Annotated in this window: 26 protein-coding genes and 2 pseudogenes; 16 read left to right on the top strand and 12 right to left on the bottom strand. The window is 68.6% G+C overall.

All coding sequences use genetic code 11. The annotated features are described in order from the left end of the window. Positions 1 to 8: 8 nt before the first annotated feature. Positions 9 to 779, bottom strand: coding sequence for an IclR family transcriptional regulator (locus tag ABT115_RS00515; RefSeq protein ID WP_351782159.1), 771 nt, complete (start codon positions 777 to 779; stop codon positions 9 to 11). Positions 780 to 934: 155 nt separating this feature from the next. On the opposite strand from ABT115_RS00515, the gene ABT115_RS00510 reads away from it, so the two are divergent. After that, positions 935 to 2455 (top strand): aldehyde dehydrogenase (NADP(+)), encoded by a 1521-nt coding sequence (locus ABT115_RS00510; protein ID WP_351782156.1) that lies wholly within the window; start codon positions 935 to 937, stop codon positions 2453 to 2455. Between the two features lie 226 nt (positions 2456 to 2681). Beyond that, the gene (locus ABT115_RS00505) at positions 2682 to 3116 is read left to right on the top strand and encodes an ankyrin repeat domain-containing protein (protein WP_351782153.1); all 435 of its coding nucleotides are present in this window, start codon (positions 2682 to 2684) and stop codon (positions 3114 to 3116) included. An 89-nt stretch (positions 3117 to 3205) separates the two neighbouring features. Here the strand turns inward: ABT115_RS00505 and ABT115_RS00500 are convergent, their stop codons facing one another. Together ABT115_RS00500 and ABT115_RS00495 are read right to left on the bottom strand one after the other, a co-directional pair. Further along, positions 3206 to 3412 (bottom strand): DUF397 domain-containing protein, encoded by a 207-nt coding sequence (locus ABT115_RS00500; protein WP_351782150.1) that lies wholly within the window; start codon positions 3410 to 3412, stop codon positions 3206 to 3208. Then, positions 3409 to 4287: a helix-turn-helix domain-containing protein gene (locus tag ABT115_RS00495; protein ID WP_351782147.1), complete on the bottom strand. Its 879-nt coding sequence runs from the start codon at positions 4285 to 4287 to the stop codon at positions 3409 to 3411. Before ABT115_RS00495 ends, ABT115_RS00500 begins: the two co-directional genes overlap by 4 nt. A 129-nt stretch (positions 4288 to 4416) precedes the next feature. Between ABT115_RS00495 and ABT115_RS00490 the strand changes: the two genes are divergently transcribed. The 9 genes from ABT115_RS00490 to ABT115_RS00450 all read left to right on the top strand — a co-directional run bounded on the left by ABT115_RS00490 (position 4417) and on the right by ABT115_RS00450 (position 9662). Next, positions 4417 to 4893, top strand: a complete 477-nt coding sequence (locus ABT115_RS00490) for an ATP-binding protein (protein WP_351782145.1) — start codon at positions 4417 to 4419, stop codon at positions 4891 to 4893. Then, positions 4886 to 5236 carry a DUF6262 family protein gene (locus tag ABT115_RS00485; RefSeq protein ID WP_351782142.1) on the top strand — a complete coding sequence of 117 codons (351 nt, stop codon included), beginning with the start codon at positions 4886 to 4888 and terminating at the stop codon, positions 5234 to 5236. The genes ABT115_RS00490 and ABT115_RS00485 overlap by 8 nt, the downstream gene beginning before the upstream one ends. 21 nt (positions 5237 to 5257) lie before the next feature. Then, on the top strand, positions 5258 to 5452 hold the full coding sequence (locus ABT115_RS00480) for a hypothetical protein (protein ID WP_351782139.1): 195 nt from the start codon (positions 5258 to 5260) through the stop codon (positions 5450 to 5452). Positions 5453 to 5823: 371 nt separating this feature from the next. Beyond that, positions 5824 to 6657: an NAD(P)H-binding protein gene (locus ABT115_RS00475; RefSeq protein ID WP_351782136.1), complete on the top strand. Its 834-nt coding sequence runs from the start codon at positions 5824 to 5826 to the stop codon at positions 6655 to 6657. 110 nt (positions 6658 to 6767) lie between these two features. After that, the gene (locus ABT115_RS30835) at positions 6768 to 7277 is read left to right on the top strand and encodes a transposase (protein WP_502968999.1); all 510 of its coding nucleotides are present in this window, start codon (positions 6768 to 6770) and stop codon (positions 7275 to 7277) included. A 460-nt stretch (positions 7278 to 7737) separates the two neighbouring features. Beyond that, the gene (locus ABT115_RS00465; RefSeq protein ID WP_351783076.1) at positions 7738 to 7974 is read left to right on the top strand and encodes a hypothetical protein; all 237 of its coding nucleotides are present in this window, start codon (positions 7738 to 7740) and stop codon (positions 7972 to 7974) included. 7 nt (positions 7975 to 7981) lie between these two features. Continuing rightward, on the top strand, positions 7982 to 9226 hold the full coding sequence (locus tag ABT115_RS00460) for a hypothetical protein (protein WP_351782133.1): 1245 nt from the start codon (positions 7982 to 7984) through the stop codon (positions 9224 to 9226). Further along, positions 9178 to 9354, top strand: a complete 177-nt coding sequence (locus ABT115_RS00455) for a hypothetical protein (protein ID WP_351782131.1) — start codon at positions 9178 to 9180, stop codon at positions 9352 to 9354. The genes ABT115_RS00460 and ABT115_RS00455 overlap by 49 nt, the downstream gene beginning before the upstream one ends. Further along, positions 9351 to 9662, top strand: a complete 312-nt coding sequence (locus ABT115_RS00450; RefSeq protein WP_351782128.1) for a hypothetical protein — start codon at positions 9351 to 9353, stop codon at positions 9660 to 9662. Before ABT115_RS00455 ends, ABT115_RS00450 begins: the two co-directional genes overlap by 4 nt. A gap of 88 nt (positions 9663 to 9750) precedes the next feature. Here the strand turns inward: ABT115_RS00450 and ABT115_RS00445 are convergent, their stop codons facing one another. After that, positions 9751 to 9963 carry a hypothetical protein gene (locus tag ABT115_RS00445; RefSeq protein ID WP_351782125.1) on the bottom strand — a complete coding sequence of 71 codons (213 nt, stop codon included), beginning with the start codon at positions 9961 to 9963 and terminating at the stop codon, positions 9751 to 9753. Positions 9964 to 10583: 620 nt separating this feature from the next. Between ABT115_RS00445 and ABT115_RS00440 the strand changes: the two genes are divergently transcribed. After that, positions 10584 to 12173, top strand: coding sequence for an ABC transporter substrate-binding protein (locus ABT115_RS00440; RefSeq protein ID WP_351782122.1), 1590 nt, complete (start codon positions 10584 to 10586; stop codon positions 12171 to 12173). A gap of 136 nt (positions 12174 to 12309) precedes the next feature. Here the strand turns inward: ABT115_RS00440 and ABT115_RS00435 are convergent, their stop codons facing one another. Next, on the bottom strand, positions 12310 to 14397 hold the full coding sequence (locus ABT115_RS00435; RefSeq protein ID WP_351782119.1) for a HelD family protein: 2088 nt from the start codon (positions 14395 to 14397) through the stop codon (positions 12310 to 12312). Between the two features lie 259 nt (positions 14398 to 14656). On the opposite strand from ABT115_RS00435, the gene ABT115_RS00430 reads away from it, so the two are divergent. Together ABT115_RS00430 and ABT115_RS00425 are read left to right on the top strand one after the other, a co-directional pair. Continuing rightward, positions 14657 to 15376 (top strand): DsbA family oxidoreductase, encoded by a 720-nt coding sequence (locus tag ABT115_RS00430; RefSeq protein ID WP_351782116.1) that lies wholly within the window; start codon positions 14657 to 14659, stop codon positions 15374 to 15376. Between the two features lie 35 nt (positions 15377 to 15411). Next, positions 15412 to 15726 (top strand): annotated as a pseudogene (locus ABT115_RS00425) (hypothetical protein); the annotation flags it as partial. Here the strand turns inward: ABT115_RS00425 and ABT115_RS00420 are convergent. The 6 genes from ABT115_RS00420 to ABT115_RS00395 form a co-directional block, all read right to left on the bottom strand. Then, the gene (locus ABT115_RS00420) at positions 15674 to 16699 is read right to left on the bottom strand and encodes a VOC family protein (RefSeq protein ID WP_351782113.1); all 1026 of its coding nucleotides are present in this window, start codon (positions 16697 to 16699) and stop codon (positions 15674 to 15676) included. The pseudogene ABT115_RS00425 and the gene ABT115_RS00420 sit on opposite strands and share 53 nt — an antisense overlap. Positions 16700 to 16804: 105 nt before the next feature. Continuing rightward, a complete protein-coding gene (thpD, locus tag ABT115_RS00415) occupies positions 16805 to 17698 on the bottom strand; it encodes an ectoine hydroxylase (protein ID WP_351782111.1) in 894 nt (297 codons plus the stop codon). Positions 17699 to 17701: 3 nt separating this feature from the next. Then, positions 17702 to 18100, bottom strand: a complete 399-nt coding sequence (locus tag ABT115_RS00410) for an ectoine synthase (RefSeq protein ID WP_093539722.1) — start codon at positions 18098 to 18100, stop codon at positions 17702 to 17704. An 83-nt stretch (positions 18101 to 18183) separates the two neighbouring features. Next, positions 18184 to 19452: a diaminobutyrate--2-oxoglutarate transaminase gene (gene ectB, locus ABT115_RS00405; RefSeq protein WP_351782108.1), complete on the bottom strand. Its 1269-nt coding sequence runs from the start codon at positions 19450 to 19452 to the stop codon at positions 18184 to 18186. Between the two features lie 107 nt (positions 19453 to 19559). Further along, positions 19560 to 20090, bottom strand: a complete 531-nt coding sequence (ectA, locus tag ABT115_RS00400) for a diaminobutyrate acetyltransferase (protein WP_351782105.1) — start codon at positions 20088 to 20090, stop codon at positions 19560 to 19562. A 337-nt stretch (positions 20091 to 20427) separates the two neighbouring features. Beyond that, on the bottom strand, positions 20428 to 21534 hold the full coding sequence (locus ABT115_RS00395; RefSeq protein WP_351783009.1) for a pyridoxal-phosphate-dependent aminotransferase family protein: 1107 nt from the start codon (positions 21532 to 21534) through the stop codon (positions 20428 to 20430). Positions 21535 to 21698: 164 nt separating this feature from the next. On the opposite strand from ABT115_RS00395, the gene ABT115_RS00390 reads away from it, so the two are divergent. Together ABT115_RS00390 and ABT115_RS00385 are read left to right on the top strand one after the other, a co-directional pair. Beyond that, entirely contained in the window at positions 21699 to 22775 is a 1077-nt protein-coding gene (locus ABT115_RS00390) for an amidohydrolase family protein (protein WP_351783006.1), read from the top strand. 226 nt (positions 22776 to 23001) lie between these two features. Then, complete coding sequence (locus ABT115_RS00385; protein WP_351782102.1) at positions 23002 to 24000, top strand: SCO1860 family LAETG-anchored protein; 999 nt, start codon at positions 23002 to 23004, stop codon at positions 23998 to 24000. A gap of 133 nt (positions 24001 to 24133) precedes the next feature. Here the strand turns inward: ABT115_RS00385 and cobC are convergent. After that, positions 24134 to 25183 (bottom strand): annotated as a pseudogene (gene cobC, locus ABT115_RS00380) (Rv2231c family histidinol phosphate aminotransferase CobC); the annotation flags it as partial. Between the last annotated feature and the right edge of the window lie 18 nt (positions 25184 to 25201).

The raw sequence follows: 25201 nt of genomic DNA, 5'->3' as shown, positions 1-25201 counted from the left end.
GCGCATGATCAGAGTCTCCGGGTGGCCAGCGTCAGCCGGTCACGCGCGTCGAACAGCGCGTCCCTCACCATCTGCTCGTGCGCGGGCGTGAGCCGGGCGACCGGAACGGAGCAGCTGATGGCGTCGCGGGCCGGGGTGCGGTAAGGGATGGCGACGCCGAAGCAGCGCAGCCCGAGGGTGTTCTCCTCGCGGTCTACCGCGTACCCCTGCTCGCGGATCAGGTGCAGCTCCTCGATGAGCTTCTCGCGGTCGGTGATGGTGTGCTCGGTCAGCGCGGGCAGCGTCTCGGGGAGCATCTCGCGGACCTGCTCGTCGCTGTGGGTGGCCAGCAGCGCCTTGCCGAGCGAGGTGGAGTGGGCGGGCAGCCGGCGGCCGACGCGGGTGAAGGGGCGCAGATAGTGCTGGGACTGCCGGGTGGCCAGGTACACCACGTTCGTCCCGTCGATGCGGGCCAGGTGGATGGTCTCCGTCGTGTCGTCGGAGAGCCGGTCCAAGGTCGGGCCGGCGGCCGCGACGACCTCGTCGCCGTCGATGTAGGAGGTGCCCACCAGCAGGGCCCGTACGCCGATCCCGTACCGCGTGCCCGTCGCGTCGGTCTCCACCCAGCCCAGCTCGACCAGCGTGCGCAGCAGCATGTAGAGGCTCGACTTGGGATAGCCGACGGCCTCCTGCACCGTCGCGAGGGAGTGCATGCCAGGCCGCCCGGCGAAGTATTCGAGCAGCTCCACCGTCCGCACCGCGGACTTGACCTGTGCCCCACCAGACTCGGCAGCCGACATCGCCCTGCGCTCCTTCCGGCCCACTTACGAAACCCTGCGACTTCTTGCCAACACTGAACGCCCGGAAATAGAGTCGCTTCATATTCACGATCAGGAACTCTGTTCAGAATACCGAACAACTCTTGATGTGTAGCAGTGGAGCGGAAGGAATCACGGTGGCAGCAGCACCAGTCTGGAGCGTCGACCCCCGCACCGGGAACCCGCGTGAGCAGGTTGCGGTGGAAGCTACGGCGGAGGAGGTCGACCGCGCGGTCCGGGCCGCCCATGCGGTACGCGACTCGCTCGCCGACCGCACGGTGCGCGCCGCCTTCCTGCGCACCGCGGCCGATCTGCTCACCGAGGCCGGGGAGCACGTCATCGAGGCCGCAGACGCGGAGACCGCACTCGGCCCGGCCCGCCTCACCGGCGAACTCGCGCGTACCGCTGCCCAGTTGCGGGCCTTCGCGGAGGTCGTCGACGAGGGCGCCTTCCTGGACATCCACATCGACCACGAGGACGCCACCAGGACCCCGCCCTGGCCCGACCTGCGCCGCTACAAGATCCCGCTCGGGGTCGTCGCCGTGTACGCCGCCAGTAACTTCCCGCTCGCCTTCTCCGTCCCCGGCGGTGACACGGCGAGCGCACTGGCCGCCGGCTGCCCGGTCGTCGTCAAGGCGCACCCCGACCACCCCGCCACCTCCGAACTGTGCGCCTCCGTACTGCGCCGGGCAGCGGCGCAGGCCGGACTGCCCGAGGACGTACTGATCCTGGTCCACGGCTTCGATGCGGGCATCGAGCTGATCAAGCACCCGCTCGTCGCCGCCGCCGGCTTCACCGGCTCCGTACGCGGCGGCCGAGCCCTGTTCGACGCGGCGGCGGCCCGCCCCGCTCCGATCCCCTTCCACGGCGAGCTGGGCTCCCTCAACCCCGTCGTCGTCACCGAGGCGGCCGCCGCCGAGCGCGGCGAGCAGATCGGCGCCGGGCTCGCGGGCTCGATGACCATGGGCGCGGGCCAGTTCTGCACCAAGCCCGGCCTCGTTCTGACCCCGGCCGGTGAGACCGGCGACCGGCTGCTGAAGTCCCTGACCGGCGCGCTCAGCGACACCGAGGCGGGCGTCCTGCTCGACCACCGGATGCGCGACGCCTTCGTCGCAGGCGTACGGACACGGGCCGAACTCCCCGACGTGGAGGCCCCGGTCACCCCCGGCGCGGGCGGCGACCACACCGTCGCGGCCGGCTTCCTGACCGTACCGGCGCACCTCCTGACCACCGAGGGCCCGCACGACGCGCTCCTGGAGGAGTGCTTCGGGCCGGTCACGGTCGTCGCCCGCTACACCTCCGAGGACGAGATCACCGCCGTCCTCGCCCGGCTCCCAGGCAACCTCACCGCCACCCTCCAGACCGCCACCGACGGCACCGACGTCGACGCCCCCGGACTCCTCGCGGCCCTCACCCCGCTGGCCGGCCGGGTCCTCGTCAACGGCTGGCCGACCGGCGTTGCCGTCGCCCCCGCCCAGCACCACGGCGGCCCCTACCCGGCCACCACCTCCACCTCCACCTCGGTCGGCGCCACGGCGATCGAACGCTGGCTGCGCCCCATCACCTACCAGACGACCCCCGAGGCCCTGCTCCCGCCGGAGCTCCGCGAGGACAACCCCCTGAACCTGCCCCGCCGGGTGAACGGCCGCCGTGCATGACCTGCGCGACGGCAGCTGAACGCTCGCGCGCTTTCACCGTCACCCTCGCTCTCCGGACCGGAGGGCGAGGGTGTTCGCTTGCTGGCGTCTGGTGGCTCCCTGGCGCAGGCCCCGGCCGCGTACCGCACGAAGTGCTTCCAGCTGCGTAGCGTCCGTGCTGGTCGCCGCCATCAACGCGTGAATATGACTGGCCCCGCCGCGTACCCGGTCGTTAACCTCGGCACCCATGAACCAGCGGCAGCGGAAGAAGCTCTCCCGGCAGCTCATCGAGGCAATTCTGGTGGGTGACACCGCCCGCGTGAAGGCGGCTCTGCGAGCTGGAGCCGACCCGGAGCGAGGAGACAGCGAGGGCATGACCCCTCTGTACGCGGCATCTGTGGGTGGGAAACCCGAGATCGCCCGCCTGCTCTTGACGGCCGGAGCCTCCCCTGACGCCGAAAGCAGCGGACTCGGCTCGGAGGGCACGCCCCTGTGCGCAGCCTCATGCTGGGGGCACACCGAGACGGTGCGCGAATTGTTGACGCACGGCGCCGATCCGAACCTTCATGAAGATCACGGCGCGGGCCGCTCCCCCCTGGACTGGGCGGTCCGCGGACCTCATCCCGAAACTGTCGCTCTCCTCATCACAGCGGGAGCAATCGTTCCTAACCAGTGCGCATGAGTGAGCAGCTGAGCCCGGGCGGCACGTTCGTGCTGTCGGACGCGGATGAGCGCCCGGCGTCACGCGGTTGACGCCGGGCGACCAGTCGTTCAGGCCCCGGCCGCGTACCGTACGAAGTGCCTCCAGCCGGTGGGGCCGAGTGTCAGGTGGGGGCGGGATGTGTCCTTCGAGTCGCGGACGAGAATCGCCTGTTCGGTAATGGATACCTCGACGCACTCGCCGCCCTCGTTGGAGCTGTAGCTGCTTTTGAACCACGAGCTGTCTGCCGGGCACTGAACGCGGACGTCGGGCTTCATTGGTCTTTCAGCAACCTTTCGATCAAAGCCGAGGACTTACGTGGTGTGAGTGCCTGGGACCGGATGCATCCATACCGCGAAGCCAGGATACGGACATCTTCCTGGTCGGTGATCAACCGGCTGATGTTCTGAACCTCAAGGTAGCCGACCTGGGGCTTGCGCATGGGCGTGAGAAGAATGAACGGGCCAGCCAGACCTGCGTGTTCGGGGTGGTCCAGTGGCATGACCTGCAGCTCTACGTTACGCAGTTTGCCAAGCCTGATCAGCTCTTCGAGCTGTTCCTTGTGAACGTCCCATTCACCGATCGGGCGTCGCAGGACGGCCTCCTCGATGACGCAGTTCACCATCGGGGCCGGTCGGTTCGTCAACACCGCCTGCCGTGCCAGGCGTGCCGACACACGTTGCTCGATCAACTCGTCGTCCAGCAGCGGCTTGCGCATGGCATACAGGGCGCGCGCATGAGCCTCGGTCTGGAACAGGCCGGGCACAGTGTGGTTGCTGTAGTAGGAGAGCTCGACGGCATCCGCCTCCAACTTCGCGTAGTCCTTGAACCACGCCGGATGCCTCACCCGAGCCCGTGCCTTCGCCCGTGCCACGTCCTCCTTCGCCGCCCGCAGTAGTCCGCCCGCCTCCAGCAGGTCGTCGGCCGCGTCAAGGAAGTCCGGCTGTGGTGTCCTGCGTCCTCGTTCCAACGACCGGATCAGGTCCTCGCTGTACCCGAGCCGGTCTCCCAACTCCCGTTGGGTGAGGTCGGCCCGCTCCCGCAGCAGCCGGACCTGGCGGCCGATCACGCGGAACAGGTCCGCGGCCTCCTCCGAGTCGTCGTTGTCACCGATCGCACCGTCCAGCTCCATTGCTGCCCGCCTTCGTTCCATGGGTCGACCGCGTGCGCCGTCACGTCACGGCGGACAACTGGTACCGGTCGCCGTGCGTACCGGTACGCACACGCTACGTACCGCTTTCGTTGCTGGTCAGCGTACGGTCACTTGGCCACGCTGAGTGGCGTGACGAGTGAATCCGTACAGATCGAAACTGCCCAACAGTCGACTCCCGCACAACAGTTCGCACAACTGTTCAGTGCGACCCGCCGTGGCGCCCGCCTTGCCCGGCTGCTCGCCGTGGAGCAATTGGTGGCATGGGGCTGGCCGCGCGACGGTGAACGCACCGACGCGGCCGCGCTCGTCGTCGCCGAACTGGCGGCGAACGCGGTCATGCACGGGCGGCTGGACGGGCGGGGGTTCCGCCTCGGGCTCGCCCTCCTCCCGAGCGGACGACTGCGGATCGAGGTCACGGATCCGCGTGGCGAATGCCTGCCTGCCGCGTCCCGGGAAGCCGTTGAAGGAGGCAGGGGGCTGATCATCGTCAATGCCCTTGCGGCGGACTGGGGTGTACAACCGTGCCTGCCGGCCGGCAAGACGGTCTGGGCAGAGATCTCCGCGACGCGAAAGACGTCGGGCGACACCCTTTCGGTGATTGCCTGAGCCCCGCACTGTCGCTGTCCTGGCAGCCCGCCGCGGAAAGACCGACACGGCCCTCGTGCGGGTCCGCGAGTCCATCGCCCGGCTCCAGCGCGAGAAGGCCCGGGCCAGCGTTTCTGCTGTCGCCCGGCGGGCGGACGTCTCACGCACCTTCCTCTATGCCAACCCCGAGGCCCGGGCGGCCATCGCCACGGCGACGGCCGAGGCAGGTGACCGCCGGACCCGCCTGCTTGCCGACCAGGACGACGAGCGCGAGGTGACTTGGCGCGAGCGCGCGTTGAACGCAGAGGGCGCTCTCCATGCCATCCAGGCCGAGATCCTCGGCCAGCGCGCCAGAATCGGCTAACTTCTCGGCCGGATAAGGGACTTGCAAGCCGAGTGGTCTGGCCATCCAGCGGATCACCACGAGAACACCGCCCTCAAGCAACGTGTCCGCCAGCTGACCGCTGACAATCGCACCCTGGACGAGCAGATCAAGGCTGCCCGCTCCAACCTCCGCTTCCAGGACCGCCGCGTCGCCGACCTCGAAGCACAGATCACCACTCCGGGGTCAACTCTTTGAATCTGACGCACCGTTCCGGCTCAACGGCCCGTCCACCGTTCCGGTGGACGGGCCGCCCCAGGCGGCCTGGAAGGTGCAGGTCATTGCGTCGTGTTGCCGGATGCCGTTGGCTCGGGGGCGCGCACCCACACCCGGTACTCAGCGGCCTGGACGTCGCCGTCCGACTGGTGGAGAGGCAGTATTCCGAGGGTGCGCTATTCGTGGTTCAAGTTGCGCACCAGACTCTGACTGAGAGCAATATTTTGTCGGTGAGTTCGGATGACGCGCCGGGTTCTCAGCGTGTGCCTGGCAGTGGAGCCTTCTTGACCTCAAGCGCGATTGAGCTTCTAGCGTGTCCTGAAGTTGATCTCTGACGACAGGAGAACGCGCTCGTGATCCTCGTGACCGGAGCCACCGGAAACATTGGCACTGCGCTGCTGAGGGAGTTGCACATATGCGGTGCGGGGCCGCTCAGAGGGTTCACTCGTGACGCTTCACGGGCGGCGTTCCACGAGGGTGTCGAGGCCGTTGTGGGTGATTTCGCGGTGCCGGAGTCGTTGAAGCCTGCTCTGGACGGGGTGCGCTCGCTGTTCCTCGTCTCGCGTGTGGGCCCGGATGCGGACATCCTTGCGGCAGCCCGGCGGGCGGGTGTGGAGCACGTGGTGCTGGTGTCGTCCATTACCGTCCAGACCCATCCGCACCTGGGTCCCGCCGGAGAGAACCTAGTGGTCGAGCGGCTACTCAAGGACAGCGGCATGGCTTGGACGATCCTGCGGCCGACACAGTTCGCCTCGAACGCCATGATGTGGGCGCCGTCGATCCGCAGCGGTGAGGCGGTCCGCGCGCCGTATGCGGACATCGGGCTGCCCACGATCCACCCGGCGGATATCGCGTCTGTGGCGCGGGTTGCGCTGACCGAGCCCGGCCACCGGGGGCGGACGTCTGCCCTGACCGGTCCGGAGCCAGTGACAGCCAGGCAGCAGGTTGAGGCTATCGCGGAAGTACTCGGGCGGGATGTGCCCTTCATCGAGATCAGCCGACGGCAGGCTCGTGCTCAGATGGCCGCGGTCTTCGGGGAGGAGGCTGCGGATGCGGTGCTCGATGTCACCGGCGGAGACGTCAATGACGAGCTGCTGGCAGTGCGTGACACGATTTCGCAGGTCACCGGTTCTCCGGGGAAGCCGTTCCGGCAGTGGGTTGAGGAGAACGCCCACATATTCCGCTGAGACAGCCGGCCGGTGAGAGCTGGTCCTCCGATGGTGGCAGTCCGCGTCCACGATGATGCGCAAGCGAAGGTTGCCGTGCCGACGCGATCCGTTAGGGCGTGTTCTGAGTCGTGATCTCGGTGCCGGTGATCGCTTCCGGCAACGTGATCGAACTGGTAGAACGCCTGTGTGTTGCGACGCGAACTAAACGATGCAGGCTGGGAGTTGATCTGCCCTCACCCGCCCATCGGGCAGTACGGCCCCCTATTCGGAGCATCTGCGCGACCAACTGGAGGGAATCATTTGGCGGTTCGCACCGACAACCGTGGCGGGATGTGCCGGAGGCGTTCGGCTCCTGGTCCACGGTCTACGACTGGTTCGCCCAGTGGCGCGACGCCGGGGTGTTCGCCGCCGTGCTGGAGGCCGTGATCGCCGAGGCTGCCCGTCGCGGGCAGGCGGACTTGTCCCTAATCAGCGTGGACTCCATCACCGCCCGCGCTCACCACGACGCGGCCGGCATGGTCGTGGACGAGGCGGTCTTGTCCGCTCTGGAGAAGGCCGCCGAGGATGAAAAGGGGGCACGCGAAAGGCGCGAAAGGCACGAAAGTGGCGCAAGCGGCAGGTCGCAGCCGAGGCGGTGACCCCGCCGGAGGACACCGAGGCGGAGCCCGATGCGGAGCGCGAGGAGCGCCGCCAACAGCGGCGTCGGCGCCGGGCACGGTTGAAGGCAAGCCCATCGGTGTCTGTCAGACCGGGGCAACTCCACAGCCGGACTGCACCCGGTTGGAAGACTTGGGGCGGGTCGGTTGGTCACATCAGCAGAGTGGATAATGGAATCCGCGCAGCGGGACCCGCCGCGTGGACTGTCGGGGGACGGAAACAGTATGGCGTGGGACGAGTGGGAACAGCTGAAGGCTGAGGCGGCGGAGAGGCATTCGGCGCAGATGCAGCTCAACCAGCTTCCTGCCGAAGCCGGGACCGGTGGGGGCGGCGGGCAAGGCGGCAAGGGGGATGAGCTCCGCGTGAACCACGACTCACTCAACGGGAACTCGAACTCTTTGATCGAACTGTCAGGGCTCCTGTACGAGGGGCGGCCCGACGGTGACCTGTGCACGATGGCACGCGCCACGCTCACACACGGACGTCGCGGCGAAGGTCGACCGGTTCGCCCGCTTCGCCGACGACCAGTATCAAGACGTCACGTCGCTGCTCGCCGCGCTCTCCACACGGCTCAGGGAAACGAACGGCACGTTCGTCGACTACGACGGTGACGTGGTCGGCGGCATGATGAACGCCATCCTCGAGCTCGGGCAGTACACGGCCCCGGAAGACAGGTGAGACTCCCGTGGCCTACATCTACCGGCAGGACGTCAAGTTCCTGGACGACTGCAACCCCGCTCTCGTGGAACGCAACGCCCTGGAGTTCAAGAGGCTGCGTGACCTGCTGCTCGATGTCAAGCCCGGTGCGAAGCGGGCGGCGACCCACACGCAGTGGGTGAGCGAGAACCGCAAGCCGTACGACAACCGGCTCCGCGAGGCACGCGATCTGATCACGCACCTGGCCGACGGCTATGACAAGGCGCAGAGCGCGCTCCTGCACTACGCCTCCGCGCTTGAGTCGGCCAGGTCGCACTACTCGGACGGTAAGTCGGCGGAGCAGACGCTGGCCGGCCTCATATCCCAGGTCGCGGACGCTGCGACACGTCAGGCGCAAGAGGCCGGACCGATGCGTCAGTGGGAGGACCTGCGGGGCACGACCGGGTTCCTTGACTGGGCAGCCGAGCTCACGGTGGACATCGATGACATCAAGGATGAAGCCAACCGCGCCCACGACCAGGCCAGCGCCGCTTACCACCGCGCCAAGACCGTGGAAAGCGAAGCCCGGCACACGTGCACGGCGGCGCTCGACAAGGCATACAACGCCCTGCCTGACTTCCGCGGTGGCAACTTCGTCGACGCTAAGAGCATGATCGACGCGATTCCCGCGCTGCGAGCCGAAGCCGCCGAAGCCAGCCGGGACTCGCTCACCCACCTCCCCGGCAGCGAATCCAAAGCGGAATTCACCAAGGCAGTGGGCAGGGACGACGTATCGCCGTCCCTCATGGACATCAGGATGCGCCTCACCGAGCTCCCCGAGGCCACCGACGCCTACTGGGCCGTACCCAGGAACGCTGAGGAACGTCGCGAGTGGATCGCTGCGAACAAGGACATCATCGCCGAAGCGGCGCAGCGCTCCGGCCTGCCCACCGACATGGTCGCAGGCATCGCCTGGCAAGAGGTCGGCGGACAATGGGGCTGGATGGACGACGGCGTCGACACCGTCCGCGGACTGGCCGAGGACGGCTGGTTGGACGTCACCCCGGAGAGCCTGCCCTCACGGCTCGGCGGCTCCCCGGACGAGACGTCCTTCGGCCCCATCGCCATCCAGGGGAGGTCCTCGGATACGACCCTGCAAACCTCACAGAGGGCCAACGGGACACCATCGAAGCCTCACTCCAGGACCCCGGACAGAACATCTTCATCGCCTCCGACTATCTGGCCATGCTCAAGGAAGAGAGCGGCTTCGCCGACGTACCGGCCGACGAGATGACACGGGAACAACGCCAGGAACTTGCCGCTCGCTACAACGGTGGCCCCTACTGGCAGGATGAAAGCGCCCAGGCCTACGGCCGCGGCTTCGACATGAACCTGGACGACGCAAGGGGCGCCCTGAAATGACCGGCCTGCTCCGAGGGCCATGGGGCGTAACCCTCATCCTCGCCAACCTGCTCAGCGCCTACGTCGCCTACGGCGCACTCGTCACCCAGCCACAAGGGATCTGGGAGGAAAGCACCCTGACAGGAATTGAGTTCGCCTGCGCCCTGCTGATCACCCTCAGCATCATCACCTCCCTGCTCGCCCTGGTCCCCGTTGTGCGGCACACTCTCAGCCGTTGGTGGTTGGCGCCATCACTGACCTTCCTGGCAGTAGGCGTGGCACGCTGGGCATACATCGTTCACACCTACCCGCAGGCCCCCGGCGGCTGAGCGGCACAGCAGTCCACATTTACCGCAGGGCGGCGCACCGATCACCAGATCCGACCGCGCCGTAATGATCCCCGGTCGTGAGCCCTGCTCAGGTCCGCGTGGATGCGTGGGCTCCATAGGTCCCGCGGGACCTATGGAGCCCACGGATCTTCTCCGTGAGCTCGGCGTCCTCCCGCCGCCGGCGGGACGGGCCGCGGTCCTTCCAGGCGTAATAGCCCTGCCGTGACACACCCAGCAGCCGGGCCATGAGAGAGACGTCGTGGTGTGCCGTGTTCTCGTCGATCAGCCGGTAGCAGATCACCGGCTGGTCTCCCGGACGAGCCGTCCCGCCCCGGCAACCTACGGTCCCCCGGCAGCAATTGAGTGCAACCGCACTTCGTTGTTCCGTGGTGATCCGTCGATTTTCGGCCTCGGCGGTGCGGTGGTGGAACGTGATGGCTGCCGGAGCTGCTGGGCAGCCATGATTCCGGGCGAGCGGCCCGCAGCGCCGCCGTGCGGCCCGCTTTGTTCCCCCGGGGCCCTTTCGTCGATCGGCCGGGCGGAGGTGGCGATCGGGTCGGTCGGCTCGGCCCCGCGATCTGATACCAGGCATACCAGGCCAACACCACCGGATGTCAGCGGGAATTTTTGGCGCACGATGCGCCATCCTGCGGCGTTGGTGTACTACTAGGTTGTCCAAGGGCACCACGAGACTGACCGCGACCTGCCCTTTGTCGTTCACCGAATGGAAATTTGACAGTTAGTTATCAAGCTTGCAATTTCTGGTGAACGCCGAGTCCAGGCACGCTGTCTGTCCGCACCATCACGCCCGGCCGGGCTGACAGTGCTGGACGGGTCGCGGCGTTCGCAGTACTTCCTGACCTGATCCGGTTGTCCGGGGACGCTCCCCACGCGGCCGGCCGAGAGTATGAGGCACGTTCTGTGAAGGTTCGGACGAGACGGTCGAGCACCCTGATTGCCGGGGGATTGGCAGTGGTGCTGCTGACGGGCTGCGGCTCCCAGGATCAGATCTGGCCCTTCGAGTCCAAGGAGAAAATGGTCATCGGGATGTCCGATGGCATCCTTGCGACGGATCCGGCCGCGGGGTACGACCCGGGGTCCTGGCTGCTGTTCAACAACGTCTTCCAGTCCTTGTTGAGCTTCCCGCCCGGGAGTTCCACCCCTGTGCCGGAGGCCGCCGAGGAGTGCCATTTCTCGGACGGCAGCAAGACCTACACCTGCACCCTGCGTGGCGGGTTGAAGTTCAGCAACGGCAACAGCCTCACCTCGGCGGACGTCAAATACTCCTTCGACCGGTCGATCGGAATCAACGACCCGGCGGGCCCGGCGCCGTTGCTCTCCACCATCTCGTCGATCAGTACCCCGAGTGAGAAGACCGTCGTCTTCCACCTCAAGGTGCCCGATGCGACATTTCCCAGCAAGATCGCATCGGGTGCCGGTTCCATCGTGGACCGTCATGTCTATCCCAAGGACAGGCTGCTCAAGGGAGGCAAGACGGTTGGTTCCGGTCCCTACCAGCTGGACTCCATCGACAAGTCGAAGGCCGTCTTCTCGGTCTACTCCGGCTACCACGGAACCGCCGAGGTGAAGAACTCCGGCGTGACGCTGCAACTTTTCCAGGGCGACCAGCAGGCCCTCAAATCCTCTCTGGAGAAGGGCGAGGTCGACGTCGCATACCGTGGCCTGACCGCCAAGGCGATAGCCGCCCTGGATGCCTCGCCCACCGCAGGGAAGGACGGCATCGACGTAGTCCAGGGGAGCAGCGCCGAGGTCCAGCACCTGGTCTTCAACATGGCCGACCCCGTGGTCGGCAAGATCGCCGTGCGCAAGGCCATCGCCTATCTCGTCGATCGCAACTCCCTGTTGAGCGAGGTCTACGAGTCCACGACGACGCCGCTTTACTCGGTCGTCCCGGGCGGCATCACCGGCCACGGCACTTCCTTCTTCGACACGTACGGCGACGGCGCGCAGCCGCAGAAGGCGAGGGAGGTCCTGAGGGACTCCGGTATCACCAGCAAGGTGAAACTCACCCTCTGGTCCACCCCGAGCCGTTACGGACCGGCTACCGACGACGAATTGCGGACCATCGCCGATCAGCTGAACCAGAGCGGACTCTTCGACGCCAGGATGAAGACTGTTCCGTTCGATCAATACGAGCAGGACATCGCCGACGGCAAGTACGGCGTCTATGTCAAGGGCTGGGTGCCGGACTATCCCGACCCCGACAATTTCACCCTGCCGTTCTTCGGTAAGGGCAACGTCCTGTCGAACAATTACGAGAACAGCGAGATAACCAACCAGATCATTCCGCAGACCTCGTCCATGACCGACCGCGCTAGCACCCGGCAGAAGTTCATCAAGCTGCAGGACATCGTGGCGCGCGAGCTGCCGCTCCTGCCGCTCTGGCAGGGCAAGCAGTACGCAGTCGCCCACGAGAACGTCCGGGGTTTGCAGAATTGCCTGGACACATCGACTGTCTTCCGGTTCTGGGAACTCACCACTGCGTATTAGACCGGCCGTTTCCTGCTGAGTCTGCTGGGGCCCGCCACCCGGCAGCCGGCGGTCAGCGTCAGCAGTACAGCGCTGGGCGCCAGGCCGGTCCGCAAGCCCTCCTCGAAGCCGCCGGGTGACGGTTTGGGGTGGTCCGTCAAGCGGGCCGAATGGCAATGGTGCAGAGGCGTTTGGTGGCGCGGGTGAGGGCGACGTACAGGTCCCTTTCTCCGCCGTGGCGGGCTGCGGTGATCTCCTGCGGCCCCACGACGACAGCCGCGTCGAACTCCAGGCCCCGCGCCTCGGATGCCGGAACCAGGTGCGCATGCCGGGCGATCCCCGCGGACAGCAGCTCCTCCACCCTGCTGTCCGGGCAGATCACTCCGAGCAGTTCGCCGGGGTGCGCCGCGGCCTGGGCCTGGAGCTCCCCGGCGAGTGCGGCGGCGAGTGCGTGCGGGTGCGCTGTGAGGGTGCGGGGCGTGTCCCCGTGGCGGATCGACTTGCTCGGTGTCTGGCCAGGAGCGATCCGCGCGAGCAGGTCCCGGGTGGTGGCCAGGATCTCCTGCGTTGTGCGGTAGCTGACGGTCAGGGTGTGCAGATCGAAGCGCCGTCCGATGTGCGGGTCCAGGGCTTCGTTCCAGTTGCGTGCGGCCGACGCGGCGCCGGCCTGGGCGAAGTCGCCCACCAGCGTCATCGACCTGGCGGGGCACCGGCGCACGACCATCCGCCACTGCATGGCGGTGAGCTCCTGCGCCTCGTCGACGACGACGTGCCCGTACGTCTGTTCCGGCGGGCCGTCGACCAGGCTTGCCGCCTCATCCAGGAGCGGCGCGTCGGCGTCGGTCCACGGGGCGTCAGGAGCACGCAGCAGACGGGACCGTTCGTCGTCGGTGAGCTGGGGCAGGTGTGCGGCCTGCGCGTCGGGGTCGGTGAGGAGGGTCCGTACGACGTCCTCGCCCGCGAGACGCGGCCAGAGGGATTCCACGACCTGGTCGACGTGGGCGTCGTCCAGGAGTTCGGCCCGGACGGCGTCCGCGTCGAACCCGTTGGCTGCCTCCGCCCCCGGCGCCTCGTCCATGCCGAGGTTGCGCAGGTCGGCCGCCACGACGCGGTCGAGGTCGACGCCGGTGAGCTGCGCGACCTCGGCATCGATGCGCTCCAGGGTCTCGGCGGCGCCGCGTGCCAGCGTGTCCGTGACGGCGTCGACGAGGAGCTCCTTGAACACCTGACGCGCCGGGTTGTGTGCGAGGCCGCTCGCCACGGCCGCGTCCCGCGCCCCGGCGACCTCCCCGTCCTCCAGACGGATCCACTCCTGCCCCACCCGCACCGCCAAGTCGCCGCCCGGTGCCTGCCGGGAGCGCACCAGGCCCGCCAACGCGTCGGCCAGCGCGGAAGCGCCCTTGAGCCGCGCCACGTCGAACGCCTCCAGGGCGTCCGGCACGATGGCTGCCAGCTCCTCACAGGTCGCCAGGACGACGTCGTTCTCCCCGAGCGAGGGCAGTACCTGCGAGATGTACTCAAGGAACCGCGTGTTCGGCGCGAGTACCAGGACACCCCGTTCGGCCACACGCGGAAACGCGTACAGCACGTATGCCGCCCGGTGCAGTGCCACCACGGTCTTACCGGTGCCGGGGCCGCCCTGCACCACCTTCACCCCCCGGTGCGAGGAGCGTACGATCGCGTCCTGCTCGGCCTGCAGCGTCGCCACCGCCGTCCCCATCCGTCCCGTGCGGCGTGCCTGCAGGGCCTGTGCCAACGGCCCGTCGCCGACGACGTCATCGGCGGTCGGCGCCGAGCCGTCCAGCAGCTCGTCGCTCACCGCGACCACCGTACGTTCCTCCAGGCGGAGGTGACGGCGGCGCCGCATGCCCATGGGATGGACCGGTGTCGCCTCGTAGAAGGGCCGCGCCGCGTCCGCCCGCCAGTCCACGAGCACCGGCAGCTCGTCCTCGTCCCTCTGCAGACCGAGCCGTCCGATGCGCAGGGCGGTCCCGTCCGCGGCATCGATCCGGCCGAAGACCAGCCCGCCCTCAGCCCCCTCCAGCCGACGCACCTCCTTCGCCAGACGCTCAGCCGCGACCTCCCTCTCGTACACGGCACCCGCACCGGTGGCCGGCGACCTGAGTACGTCCGCCAGCTGCGCTCGTGTGTCGGCGAGCCGTTCGTCGAGCAACCCCCACATGGCGGACACCTGAATTCGCTCCAACTCCACCTGGTGCACGGCGTTGTCATTGATCTGCGACAAGACGGGGTCTCCTCTCGAGTCCGGCCCGCCACTATGCGGGTGGACCCCGGAGAAGTCAAAGTTGACTAATCGGCCTGCTCCGAGTCCTCGAGACCGAGAACTGCTGCGCGAGGCCGGCAGGCTGACCGCGGCGCCGGTCGCGGTGGCCACGGTCCGATCCGGGGAATGAGGGCCTTCGCTCGCACGTTGACCACAGGAGCGGAGGATGGCTCCGCGCCGCCTGAGCTGTACGTACGTGAAAACGGAGAGAAGAAGAGACATGCGCGTCGAGATCTGGAGCGACATCGCCTGCCCCTGGTGCTACATCGGGAAGGCCCGCTTCGAGAAGGGCCTGGCGGGGTTCGCGAACCGCGACGAGGTCGAGGTCGTGCACCGGTCCTTCGAGCTCGACCCCACGCATGTCAAGGGCGACACCGTGCAGGTGATCGACATGCTGGCGCAGAAGTACGGGCGCACTCGCGAAGAGGCGAGGGCCATGGAGGCGAATGTCGCGGCCAACGCGCAGGCAGAGGGGCTCGGCTACCTCACCGAGGGCCGCGACCATGGCAACACCTTCGACATCCACCGGCTGCTCCACCTGGCCAAGGCCCGCGGCCGCCAGGACGAGCTGCTGGGCCTCGCCTACCGGGCGAACTTCGCGGAGGAGCGTTCCGTCTTCGACGGTGACGTGCTGGTCGAGCTGGCTGTCGAGGCCGGGCTCGACGCCGACGAGGCGCGCGCCGTCCTCGCCGACCCGGAGGCGTACGCCGCCGAGGTGCGGGCCGATGAGCGCGAGGCGTCCGAGCTGGGGGCCAATGCGGTGCCGTTCTTCGTGTTCGACCGGCGGTACGGGATCTCCGGCGGCCAGCCCGCCGAGGTCTTCGCCCAGGCGCTCGAACAGGCGTGGAAGGACCGACCGCTGACCGCGATCGGCGAGGACGCCGCGGCATGCGACGCCGACGGTGCCTGCGAGGTCCCGCAGACGGGCAGCAACGCCTGAGCTCGCAGCGCGGCACCATCGCCCGGTACCGCGCTCTGCTGGGCGAGGTCGGCGTCGACGCCGTCCACGCCCACGCCACCGGGCTCGCGGCCCGCATGCGCGCCGGGCTGGCCGGGCTGGGGCACGAGGCGGTGCCGGGGGAGTCGGCGATCGTGGCCGTGCCCGGACTCGGCGGGCGGGCGCCGGAGCTGGCGTGGGCCGGGCTGATCGTCTCGAACCGGGCGGGAAGTCTGCGCGCGGCCTTCCACCTGTACAACACGGAGGCCGATGTGGACCGGGCCCTGGACGTGCTGTCCGCTACTCCTCGCCGGACTCGTCCAGCGGCGCACTGTGCCACTTCCACGAGGTGACCCGCGGACGGCCGGGCAGCTCCGCGCGGCCGGTCGACCAGAGCAGGACGGCCCACCGGTCGGCGTCCTTCGGGGCGTCCGGGAACAGCCGGGCCAGTACCCGGTCGCAGAGTTCGGCGGGCGGAGCCCAGGGGACATCCAGGCCCGCGGCCAGGTCATGCACGTGCACCAGGGTCTCCACGATGCCCATGGCGGCGAAGCCCTCCGGGTCGGACACCCCGTAGGAGTGGTACGAGCGGACTCCGGGCGAGGCGGTCCGTACCATCGCCGCGAGCAGCGCGCCGCTCGCCTCCAGCGTCTGGAGCAGCCCGGCGGGTCCTGCCGTCCGGTCGGCGAAGATCGCGTTCACCGGACCGCCCCTGTACTCGGCGCTCCAGCGGTACGGGACATATGTGTCCAGCGGCGGCTGCCGCGGGCCCAACTGGGCGGCGTAGGAGAAGAGATCGTCGCTCAGGTGCTCCGCGGTCTCCCAGCAGTTCCACTCCAGTGACCCGGCCGGGACCAGCCAGTTGTCCACCGGGGACTCCCGGAGCGCGGCGACCGCGAGACGGACCGCGGTGGTCACGTCGTCCGCCGTGACCGGGAGCCGGGTCCCGGTCAGCGCAGCCCTTTCCGCCGCACTGCACACGACGCAGAACTCATTGCCCTCCGGATCGGCGAGCGTCGCCCAGCCCCGCCCGTTCGGCTTGCGGTGGTCGGCCACGAGGGTGGCACCCAGGCCGAGCAGCCGCTCGACCTCCTCGTCCCGGGTACGGTCCTGCGGCTGAAGGTCCAGGTGCATGCGGTTCTTGGTGCTCTTCGGCTCCGGCACCGAGATGAACAGCAGCGCGGCACCGGGGGCCTCGACGAGTGCCTCGGGATCGCCGGGGGCGTCCTCGTCGGAGAGCGGGGCGCCGAGTACCCCGGACCAGAAACCGGCGAGCTCGTAGGCGTCGGCGCAGTCGATCGTGATGTGACGTACGAGTGAAGTCATGGGCCTCACTGTCGCCGCTCACGGCCGTCGCGGTCCACCGAGTTAGGCGAGGGGGTGGCGCGATGGACGTCGCCCCACCCCTGCTCGGTCCAGCTCGCCTGCACGTCACTTCACCGGGGTGAAGTCCCGCGCCCCGATGAACTCCGGACGCCGCGCCGGCGCCGCGAACGGCTCCTCGGCGGCGTTCTCCACACTGTTGAAGACGATGAAGACATTGCTGCGCGGGTACGGGGTGATGTTGTCCCCCGAGCCGTGCATGCAGTTGCAGTCGAACCAGGTCGCCGAACCCGCCTTGCCCGTGAAGAGCTTGATGCCGTGCCGGTCGGCCAGCTCCGTCAGCGCATTGTCTGACGGCGTGCCGGCGTCCTGCATCTTCAGGGACTTCTTGTAGTTGTCCTTCGGCGTCTCGCCCGCACAGCCGAGGAAGGACTTGTGTGAACCGGGCATGATCATCAGCCCGCCGTTGGTGTCGTGGTTCTCGGTCAGCGCGATCGACACGGACACCGCCCGCATGTTCGGCATTCCGTCCTCGGCGTGCCAGGTCTCGAAGTCCGAGTGCCAGTAGAACCCCGAAGCGCCGAAGCCAGGCTTGACGTTGATCCGGGACTGGTGGACGTACACGTCCGAACCGAGGATCTGACGGGCCCGGCCCACCACGCGCTCGTCGCTGACCAGCCGGGCGAAGACCTCGCTGATCCGGTGGACCTCGAAGACCGACCGTACCTTCCGCGACTTCGGCTCCACGATCGAGCGCTCGTCGGCCCGCACCGCCGGATCGGCGATCAGCCGGTCCAGTTCGGCGTGGCAGACGGCGACCTCGTCCGGTGTGATCAGCTGGTCCATGGTGAGGAAGCCATCACGCTCGAAGCCCTGCAGATCCTTCACAGCGACCGGCCCCGGGGCGCCGGGCAGGGACCAGATGACCGGGTCCTGGCGGGGCGTCATCATCTCGGCTGCGCCGCGTGTGGGGTACGGATCGACGCGTACATCGGCGGTCATGGTTCAGCCCTCCTCGGTCAGCAGGGGGTAGACACCGTTCTCGTCGTGCTCCTCCCGTCCGGTGACCGGAGGGTTGAAGACGCAGACACAGCGGAAGTCGGTCTTCGGCCGCATGGTGTGGTGCTCATGGCCGTTCAGCAGGTACATCGTGCCGGGGGTGATCCAGTGCTTCTCGCCGGTCTCGTCATTGGTGAGCTCGGCCTCGCCCTCGACGCACAGGACGGCCTCGATGTGGTTCGCGTACCACATCGATGTCTCGGTACCCGCGTACATCGTGGTCTCGTGGAGCGAGAAACCCACCTTTTCCTGCGCGAGCACGATGCGCTTGCTCTCCCAGGTTCCGGAAGCGGCCTTCACATGCCGGTCGGTGTTTTCGATGTCACTGAACGATCGGACGATCACGGTGGTCGGTGCCTTTCTCTCTGCGGAGGTGCTTCTGTTCGTGCCCGCCCGGGACGGGAGGAACCCGGGCGGTGGTCAGGTGGTCAGGACGTCTCGCGGACCGCGCGGGCCAGCGTCCGCAGGCCCTCGTCCAGCTCCTCGGGGGTGACGGTCAGTGGCGGCAGCAGCTTCACGACCTCGCTCTGCGGACCGGAGGTCTCGACCAGGAGGCCCAGCTCGAAGGCACGGGCGCAGACCGCGACGGCGCGCGACTTGTCGGTGAACTCCATGCCCCAGACCAGGCCGCGGCCCCGGAACCGCGCACCGAGCCGGGCGTGTTCGTCGCAGATCGCAAGGAGTGCCTGTTCGATCTGCTCGCCCCGGGCCAGGGTCTGCTTCTCCGTCTGGCCGTCCGCCCAGTAGGCGTCCAGCGCGGCGGCGGCCGTGACGAACGCCGGGTTGTTGCCGCGGAAGGTGCCGTTGTGCTCGCCCGGCCCCCAGATGTCCAGCTCCGGCTTGAACAGGCAGAGTGACATGGGCAGTCCGTAGCCGCTGATGGACTTGGACAGGGTGACGATGTCGGGGGTGACGCCGGCTTCCTCGAACGAGAAGAACGCCCCCGTACGTCCGCAGCCCATCTGGATGTCGTCGACGATCAGGAGCATGTCGCGCCGGTGGCACAGATCGGACAGGGCCCGCAGCCACTCGGGGCGCGCCACATTGATGCCGCCCTCGCCCTGCACCGTCTCGACGATCACGGCGGCGGGCTTGTTGAGACCGGAGCCCTCGTCCTCCAGTAGCCGCTCGAACCAGAGGAAGTCGGGTACCCGGCCGTCGAGGTAGTTGTCGAACGGCATCGGAGTGCCGTGCACCAGCGGGACACCGGCCCCGGCCCGTTTGAAGGCGTTGCCCGTGACGGCGAGCGAGCCCAGCGACATGCCGTGGAACGCGTTGGTGAACGAGACGATCGACTCGCGCTCCTTCGCCTTGCGGGCCAGCTTCAGCGCCGCCTCGACCGCGTTGGTGCCGGTCGGTCCGGGGAACATCACCTTGTACGGGAGGTCACGCGGGCGCAGCACATTGTTCTGGAAGGACTCCAGGAAGGCGCGTTTCGCGGTGGTGGCCATGTCGAGGCCGTGGGTGATGCCGTCGCGTTCGATGTAGTCGATCAGCGCGCGCTTCAGTACCGGGTTGTTGTGGCCGTAGTTGAGAGATCCTGCGCCGGCGAAGAAGTCGAGGTAGGTGTGGCCGTCCTCGTCGGTCAGGCGGGCGCCTTGCGCACGGTCGAACACTGCGGGCCAACTGCGGCAGTAGCTCCGTACCTCAGACTCCAGGGTCTCGAAGACGCTCAGTGCGGGCGGGGTGATGGTCACAGGGAATCTCCTGCTTGAGGGGGGTGGTGTGCTCAGGTACGGAACGGGCCGGTGCGCCCGGACGTGGAACGGGCCGGTGCGCTCGCAGGCGGAACGGGCCGATGCGGTCAGGCACGGAACGGGCCGATGCGGTACAGCACTTCCGGCAAATGCGTTCCCTCCGGGAACAGCCCGCCGTCGAAGAGCACTTCGCGCTCCAGGGCCACGTCATGGCGCTGCGCGTAGGAGGTGAACAGTCGGTCCGACGCGGTGTTGTCCGGGGTCACGGTGGTCTCGACCGAGGCCAGGCCCTGCTCGGCGGCGACCCGCGAGGTCAGCGCGTCCAGCAGCGTTCCCGCCAGTCCCCTCCCGCGGTGGCCGTGGTCGACGGCCACCTGCCAGACGACGAGTGTCTCGGGGCGGTCCGGCCTGAGGTATCCCGTCACGAAGGCGACGGGTCCACCGGTCTCGTCGCGGGCGACCACGGAGGTGGCCGCGAAGTCACGGCACCACAGCAGGTAGCTGTACGAGGAGTTGAGGTCCAGGACCTCGGAGTCGCGGGCGATGCGCCAGATCGCGGCCCCGTCCTCCACTTGTGGGGTGTCGATGGTGAGGAATTCGCTTCGGGCACTTGCAAAATCTGCTGGTGCGGCGGTCATGCGAATCGAACTTACCCAGCAAATTCTGAAATTGCATTGTCGTAAGGGGTTGGGCGGGGCGATTCCTTGTGTTATCACGCGGGCGCGTGCACCGGCGCGATCCGGCCGCGCTTTCCCCCATTTTGAGGGCCATTTATCCGGCATAACGGTCGCGATGTGGAGTCGGTCACAAGGTTGTAACTCTCGGGTGACGCAATGGAATTGTGTGGATAGAACTGCTGAAAACTTGCGTGTTTAGGGTTCTGGAAAGCGGGCAGAAGAATGCGGGGAGCTGCTCGGAATAAAGCAGCTCCCCGCATTCATGGAATATGGACGCTCCGGTGCTGATTCGGAGTGATTACTCGCTCGGCCAGGTTTCCGAAACGGCTTTGCGGGCAGCTTCGAAGTCGACCTGCCGGCCGGCATCGGCCAGCGCCGCCCCCAGAGCCGCGAGCGAGGACTGCACCGCGCCCCGCGTCGCATCCACACCGTAGTGATTGACCCGGATCATCTCCTTGGACAGCGCACCGCCGCCCGCGATCAGCGGCAGCGACGGGCCGGCTGCGCGTGCCCGCGCGACCAGCTCGGAGGCGTCGACGCCCGCCGGGGCGCGCAGCGTCGTCGCGACCGGCGCGGCGTCCTTCGCTTCATGGACATACGGCGACAGACCGCCACCGAGAGCCACCGCACCCGCGCGCGTTGCCGCGGCAGCTGCGGCGTGCCGGGCCATCAGCGCATCCAGGCCCTCGGCTTCGATCCGCTCCACGCACGCCGCCAGAGCCAGCATCTCCAGCTGGGCGGGGGCGTGCAACAGTGCCTTGCGGCCGCCGTTGATCCAGCGTTCCTTCCAGTCCAGGAGCGAGAGGTACGAGCGGCGCGGGGCCTGGGGGTTGGCGGCGATCCGCTCCCAGGCCCGCTCGCTCACGGACACCGCCGACACCCCGGCCGGGCCGCCCATCGCCTTCTGCGCGCCGATCACACAGAGGTCGACTCCCCATACGTCCGGCAGCAGTGGCTCAGCGCCCACCGATGCGACGGCGTCCAGCATGAACAGTGCCCCGTGCGAACGGACCACCTCGCCGATCTCGGCGACCGGATTGGTGTTGCCGGTCGCCGCCTCGGCGTGGACCAGGGAGACGAAGTCGATCTCCGGGTGCTCGGCCAGCGCCCGCGCGACCTGGTCGGCGGTGACCGCCGTGTGGAACGGAACCGCCAGGTCGACGACATTGGCTCCGCAGTCCCGCAGCCAGTTCCCGAAGGTCTGTCCGTATGGCCCGGTGACGACGTTCAGGGCGGTCGAGCCGGGCCGGGCGCCGCCCCGGATGCAGCCTTCTAGGGGGAGCAGCGCCTCGCCCTGCATGATGACGACGTCTTGCTCGGTGGCGAGGAGGCCGGCCACCCGGCTCTCGATGGCCGCGAAATGCGCGGCGGTGAGCGGGGCGAGGTCGAGGAACGGGTGCGTCACGGTGGTGCTCTCTTCGGATCGGGTCGGTGCGCTGCTGCTTACGACCTCGCCCACGATTGGCAGTGGGAGAGGCGGTTACGGACAGTGCCTCCGTCGAAGCGTACTCAGGGTGCCGGGCGGCACCTCGTACAGTGCTTTTCATGAGCGATCACAGGGCACCGCAGGTGCTGCACGTGAAGGGGCGGGTGCTCGTCGGACCGGAGGACGTCCGCGACGAGCTCTGGGTCGTCGACGGACGGATCTCGTACGGGAGGCCGGCCGGCGTGGACGAGGCGGTGACCGTCACCGGCTGGGCGCTGCCGGGGCTGGTCGACGCCCACTGTCACGTCGGGCTCGACCACCACGGCGCCGTCGACGCGGCGACCAGCGAGAAGCAGGCCATCGCCGACCGGGAAGCGGGTGCGCTGCTGCTGCGGGACGCGGGTTCCCCGTCCGACACCCGGTGGATCGACGACCGCGAGGACCTGCCGAAGATCATCAGAGCTGGACGTCACATCGCCAGGCCCCGCCGGTACACCCGGAACTACGCCCACGAGATCGAGCCGGACGATCTGGTCGCGTACGTCGCCCAGGAGGCGCGCCGCGGCGACGGCTGGGTGAAGCTGGTCGGCGACTGGATCGACCGGGAGGTGGGTGACCTGACGGCCCTCTGGCCGCGCGAGGCGGCCCGGGCGGCCATCGCCGAGGCGCACCGGCTCGGCGCCCGGGTCACCGCGCACTGCTTCGCCGAGGACTCGCTGCGCGATCTAGTCGAGGCCGGGATCGACTGCATCGAGCACGCCACCGGGCTGACCGAGGACACCATTCCGCTCTTCGCCGCGCGCGGTGTCGCGATTGTCCCCACGCTGGTCAACATCGCCACCTTCCCCTCGCTCGCGGCGGGCGGTGACGCCAAGTTCCCCCGCTGGTCGGCCCATATGCGGCGGCTGCACGAGCGGCGCTACGACACCGTGCGCGCCGCGTACGACGCCGGGGTTCCGGTCTTCGTCGGCACCGACGCGGGCGGGGTGCTCGCCCACGGGCTGGTGGCGGACGAGGTCGCCGAGCTGGTGAAGGCGGGCATCCCGGCCCTGGACGCACTGTCCGCGACGACCTGGGGTGCGCGGAAGTGGCTCGGGCGGCCGGTACTGGAAGAGGGCGCACCGGCGGACCTGGTGGTGTACGACGAGGACCCGCGGGCGGACGTACGGGTGCTGGCGGCGCCGCGACGCGTGGTGCTGAACGGCCGGGTGATCGGCTGAGAGGCTGTCGGGTGCCTCTGAGCGCCTGTCGGTGACCCCGAGGAAAGAACGTACCGAGATAATCGAATACAGGCGCGAAAACCCCCCTTTGGGGTGAACTCACGTCAGGTGTCTGCCAGTTCACCCTCCGTGCGTAAAGCTTTCGGGGTCGAGGTCACCAGTGCCCGCGATGTCCCCCATTGGACGGTGCCGGTGACTCCATGTCTCTTGTGGGGGTTCCACCATCTTGAACAGCAACACCTTCCGCCTGGCCGCCCTGGCGGTCGCCGCCGCTCCCGTCGCCCTGCTGGTCGCCGTCCCGGCGCAGGCCGCCACCGCGACCACCACGACCACCGGCGACGGGAAGGCGAGCGCGGTCGTGCTCCGAACCGCACTCGACGTCTCGCTCCTGAACAAGACGATCGATGTGCCGCTCAAGGTTACGCTCAATGAAGTGCAGGCACCGGCCAGCGCCGACAAGACCGCGCTCAGCGTGCGGCTCGACGGGGTGGACGACGGACGGTCGTTCAGCGTGCTGAGCGCCGATGTGGCCACCGCCAGGGCCACCGTCGGTGAGCACAGGGCCGAGGGTTACAGCAATCTCGCGAAGGCCTCGGTCCATGTGCCCGGACTGCCGCTGCTCTCGCTGATCGAGGTCGAGAAGGTCACCTCCAAGGCGGTCTGTGAGGTGGGCCGGAAGCCGGTCGCCGAGTCGAACGTGCTGGGGCATGTGTCGGTCCTCGGCAAGCGGATCACCCTCAGCGCAGGCGGCACCACACAGGTGAAGGTGCCGGGCGTCGGAGAGGTGACCCTCGACCTGTCGAAGACGCAGACCACCTCGCGCACCGCGGCGGCGGCCGCGCTTCAGCTGAAGGTCTCGGTCAACCCGCTCAAGCTGAACGTCGCCGATGTACAGGGCGAGGTCACGCTCGCCGAGGCGACCTGCGAGACACCGAAGGCGACAGGAGGCGGCGATAACGGCGGTTCCGGCAACGGCGGAACGAGCGGCGGAGGCACCTCCGGTAGCGGTGGCTCCAGCGGCGGCGGCACGTCCGGTAGCACGTCCGGCGGTGACGGCGGCAATGTGAAACCCCAGACCGGCACCGGCCACGCCCCGGCCGTCGACTCCAACCTCGCAGAAACGGGTGGCAGCTCCACGACGCCGTACATCGCGGGCGGCGCGGCCGTGCTGCTGGCGGCGGGTGCCGGGGCGATGGTCGTGGTCAGGCGCCGCGCACAGGGCTGACCTCTCAGAGGCCACCCGACAGCCTCTCAAGGCCCGAGGGGGGAGGCCGTAGGCCAGGAGGGGAGCGGGGGCGGTGTTCGCATGACGGAACGCCGCTCCCCGACAGCCTCTGAGACGGAGCGCGGCCGTCCCGTCAGTGTGTGACCGCAGTCAGCGTTTGCAGTGCCTGGTCGAGGGCCTGCAGCAAGCGGTTGGTCGTCGCACGGTCGCGTACTGCCAGCCGCAGCCACTGCGGACCGAGCCCCGGAAACGTGTCTCCACGCCGCGTCGCGAACCCCAGAGCCCGCAACCGCTCCCGTACCTCGGTGGCCCCCTCCAGCCGCACCAGGACGAATGATGCCTCGGCTGGTTCCACCACCCGCACTTCGGTGAACTCCCTGATCCCCGCGACCAGGTGGGCCCTGTCCACCGCGATCCGCTCCGCCGCGGCAGCCGCCTCGGCCAGGGCTCGCGGCTCCATGCACGCCTCGGCCGCGGCCAGCGCCGGGGACGACACCGGCCACAGCGGCTGCGCCTCCTCCAGTGCGCGGATCGTCTCCGGGGCGGCCAGTACGTAACCGATCCGCAGCCCCGCGAGCCCCCAGGTCTTGGTGAGGCTGCGCAGTATGACGAGCCCCGGGACGTCCGTACGCCCGCACAGCGCCTCGCGCTCGCCCGGCACCGTGTCCATGAACGCCTCGTCGACCACCAATGTCCGCCCGGGGCGCGCCAGTTTTTCCAGTGCGGCCGCCGGATGCAGGACCGACGTGGGGTTGGTCGGATTGCCGATCACCACCAGATCCGCGTCCTCGGGCACGGCCGCCGGGTCCAGCTGGAAACCGGCCTCGGCCGACAGCAGCACCCGTCGCACCTCGTGCCCGGCCGCACGCAGCGCCGACTCGGGCTCGGTGAACTGCGGATGGATCACGACCGGACGGCAGGCCGGCAGCGCCCGTGCGATCAGCACGAACGCCTCCGCCGCACCCGCCGTCAGCAGCACGCGCTCCACCGGCAATCCGTGCCGGCCCGCGACCGCCGCCCGCGCCGGACGGCCGTCCGGGTAGGCGGCGAGCGTGCCCAGCGACGCGGCTATCCGCGCCTTCAGCCAGGCCGGGGGCGTATCGGCCCGTACGTTGACGGCGAGATCGGTCAGATCCCGGCCCCGTCCCCTTACTTCCGCGTCACCGTGGTGCCGCAGATCATGTGTGCCCGCGCCTGTGGC

It is taken from the genome of Streptomyces sp. NPDC001832 (assembly GCF_040297265.1).
Taxonomy (GTDB): Bacteria; Actinomycetota; Actinomycetes; order Streptomycetales; family Streptomycetaceae; genus Streptomyces.
Note: the sequence above shows the minus strand (reverse complement) of the source record. Positions and strands in the feature narration are given on the sequence as shown.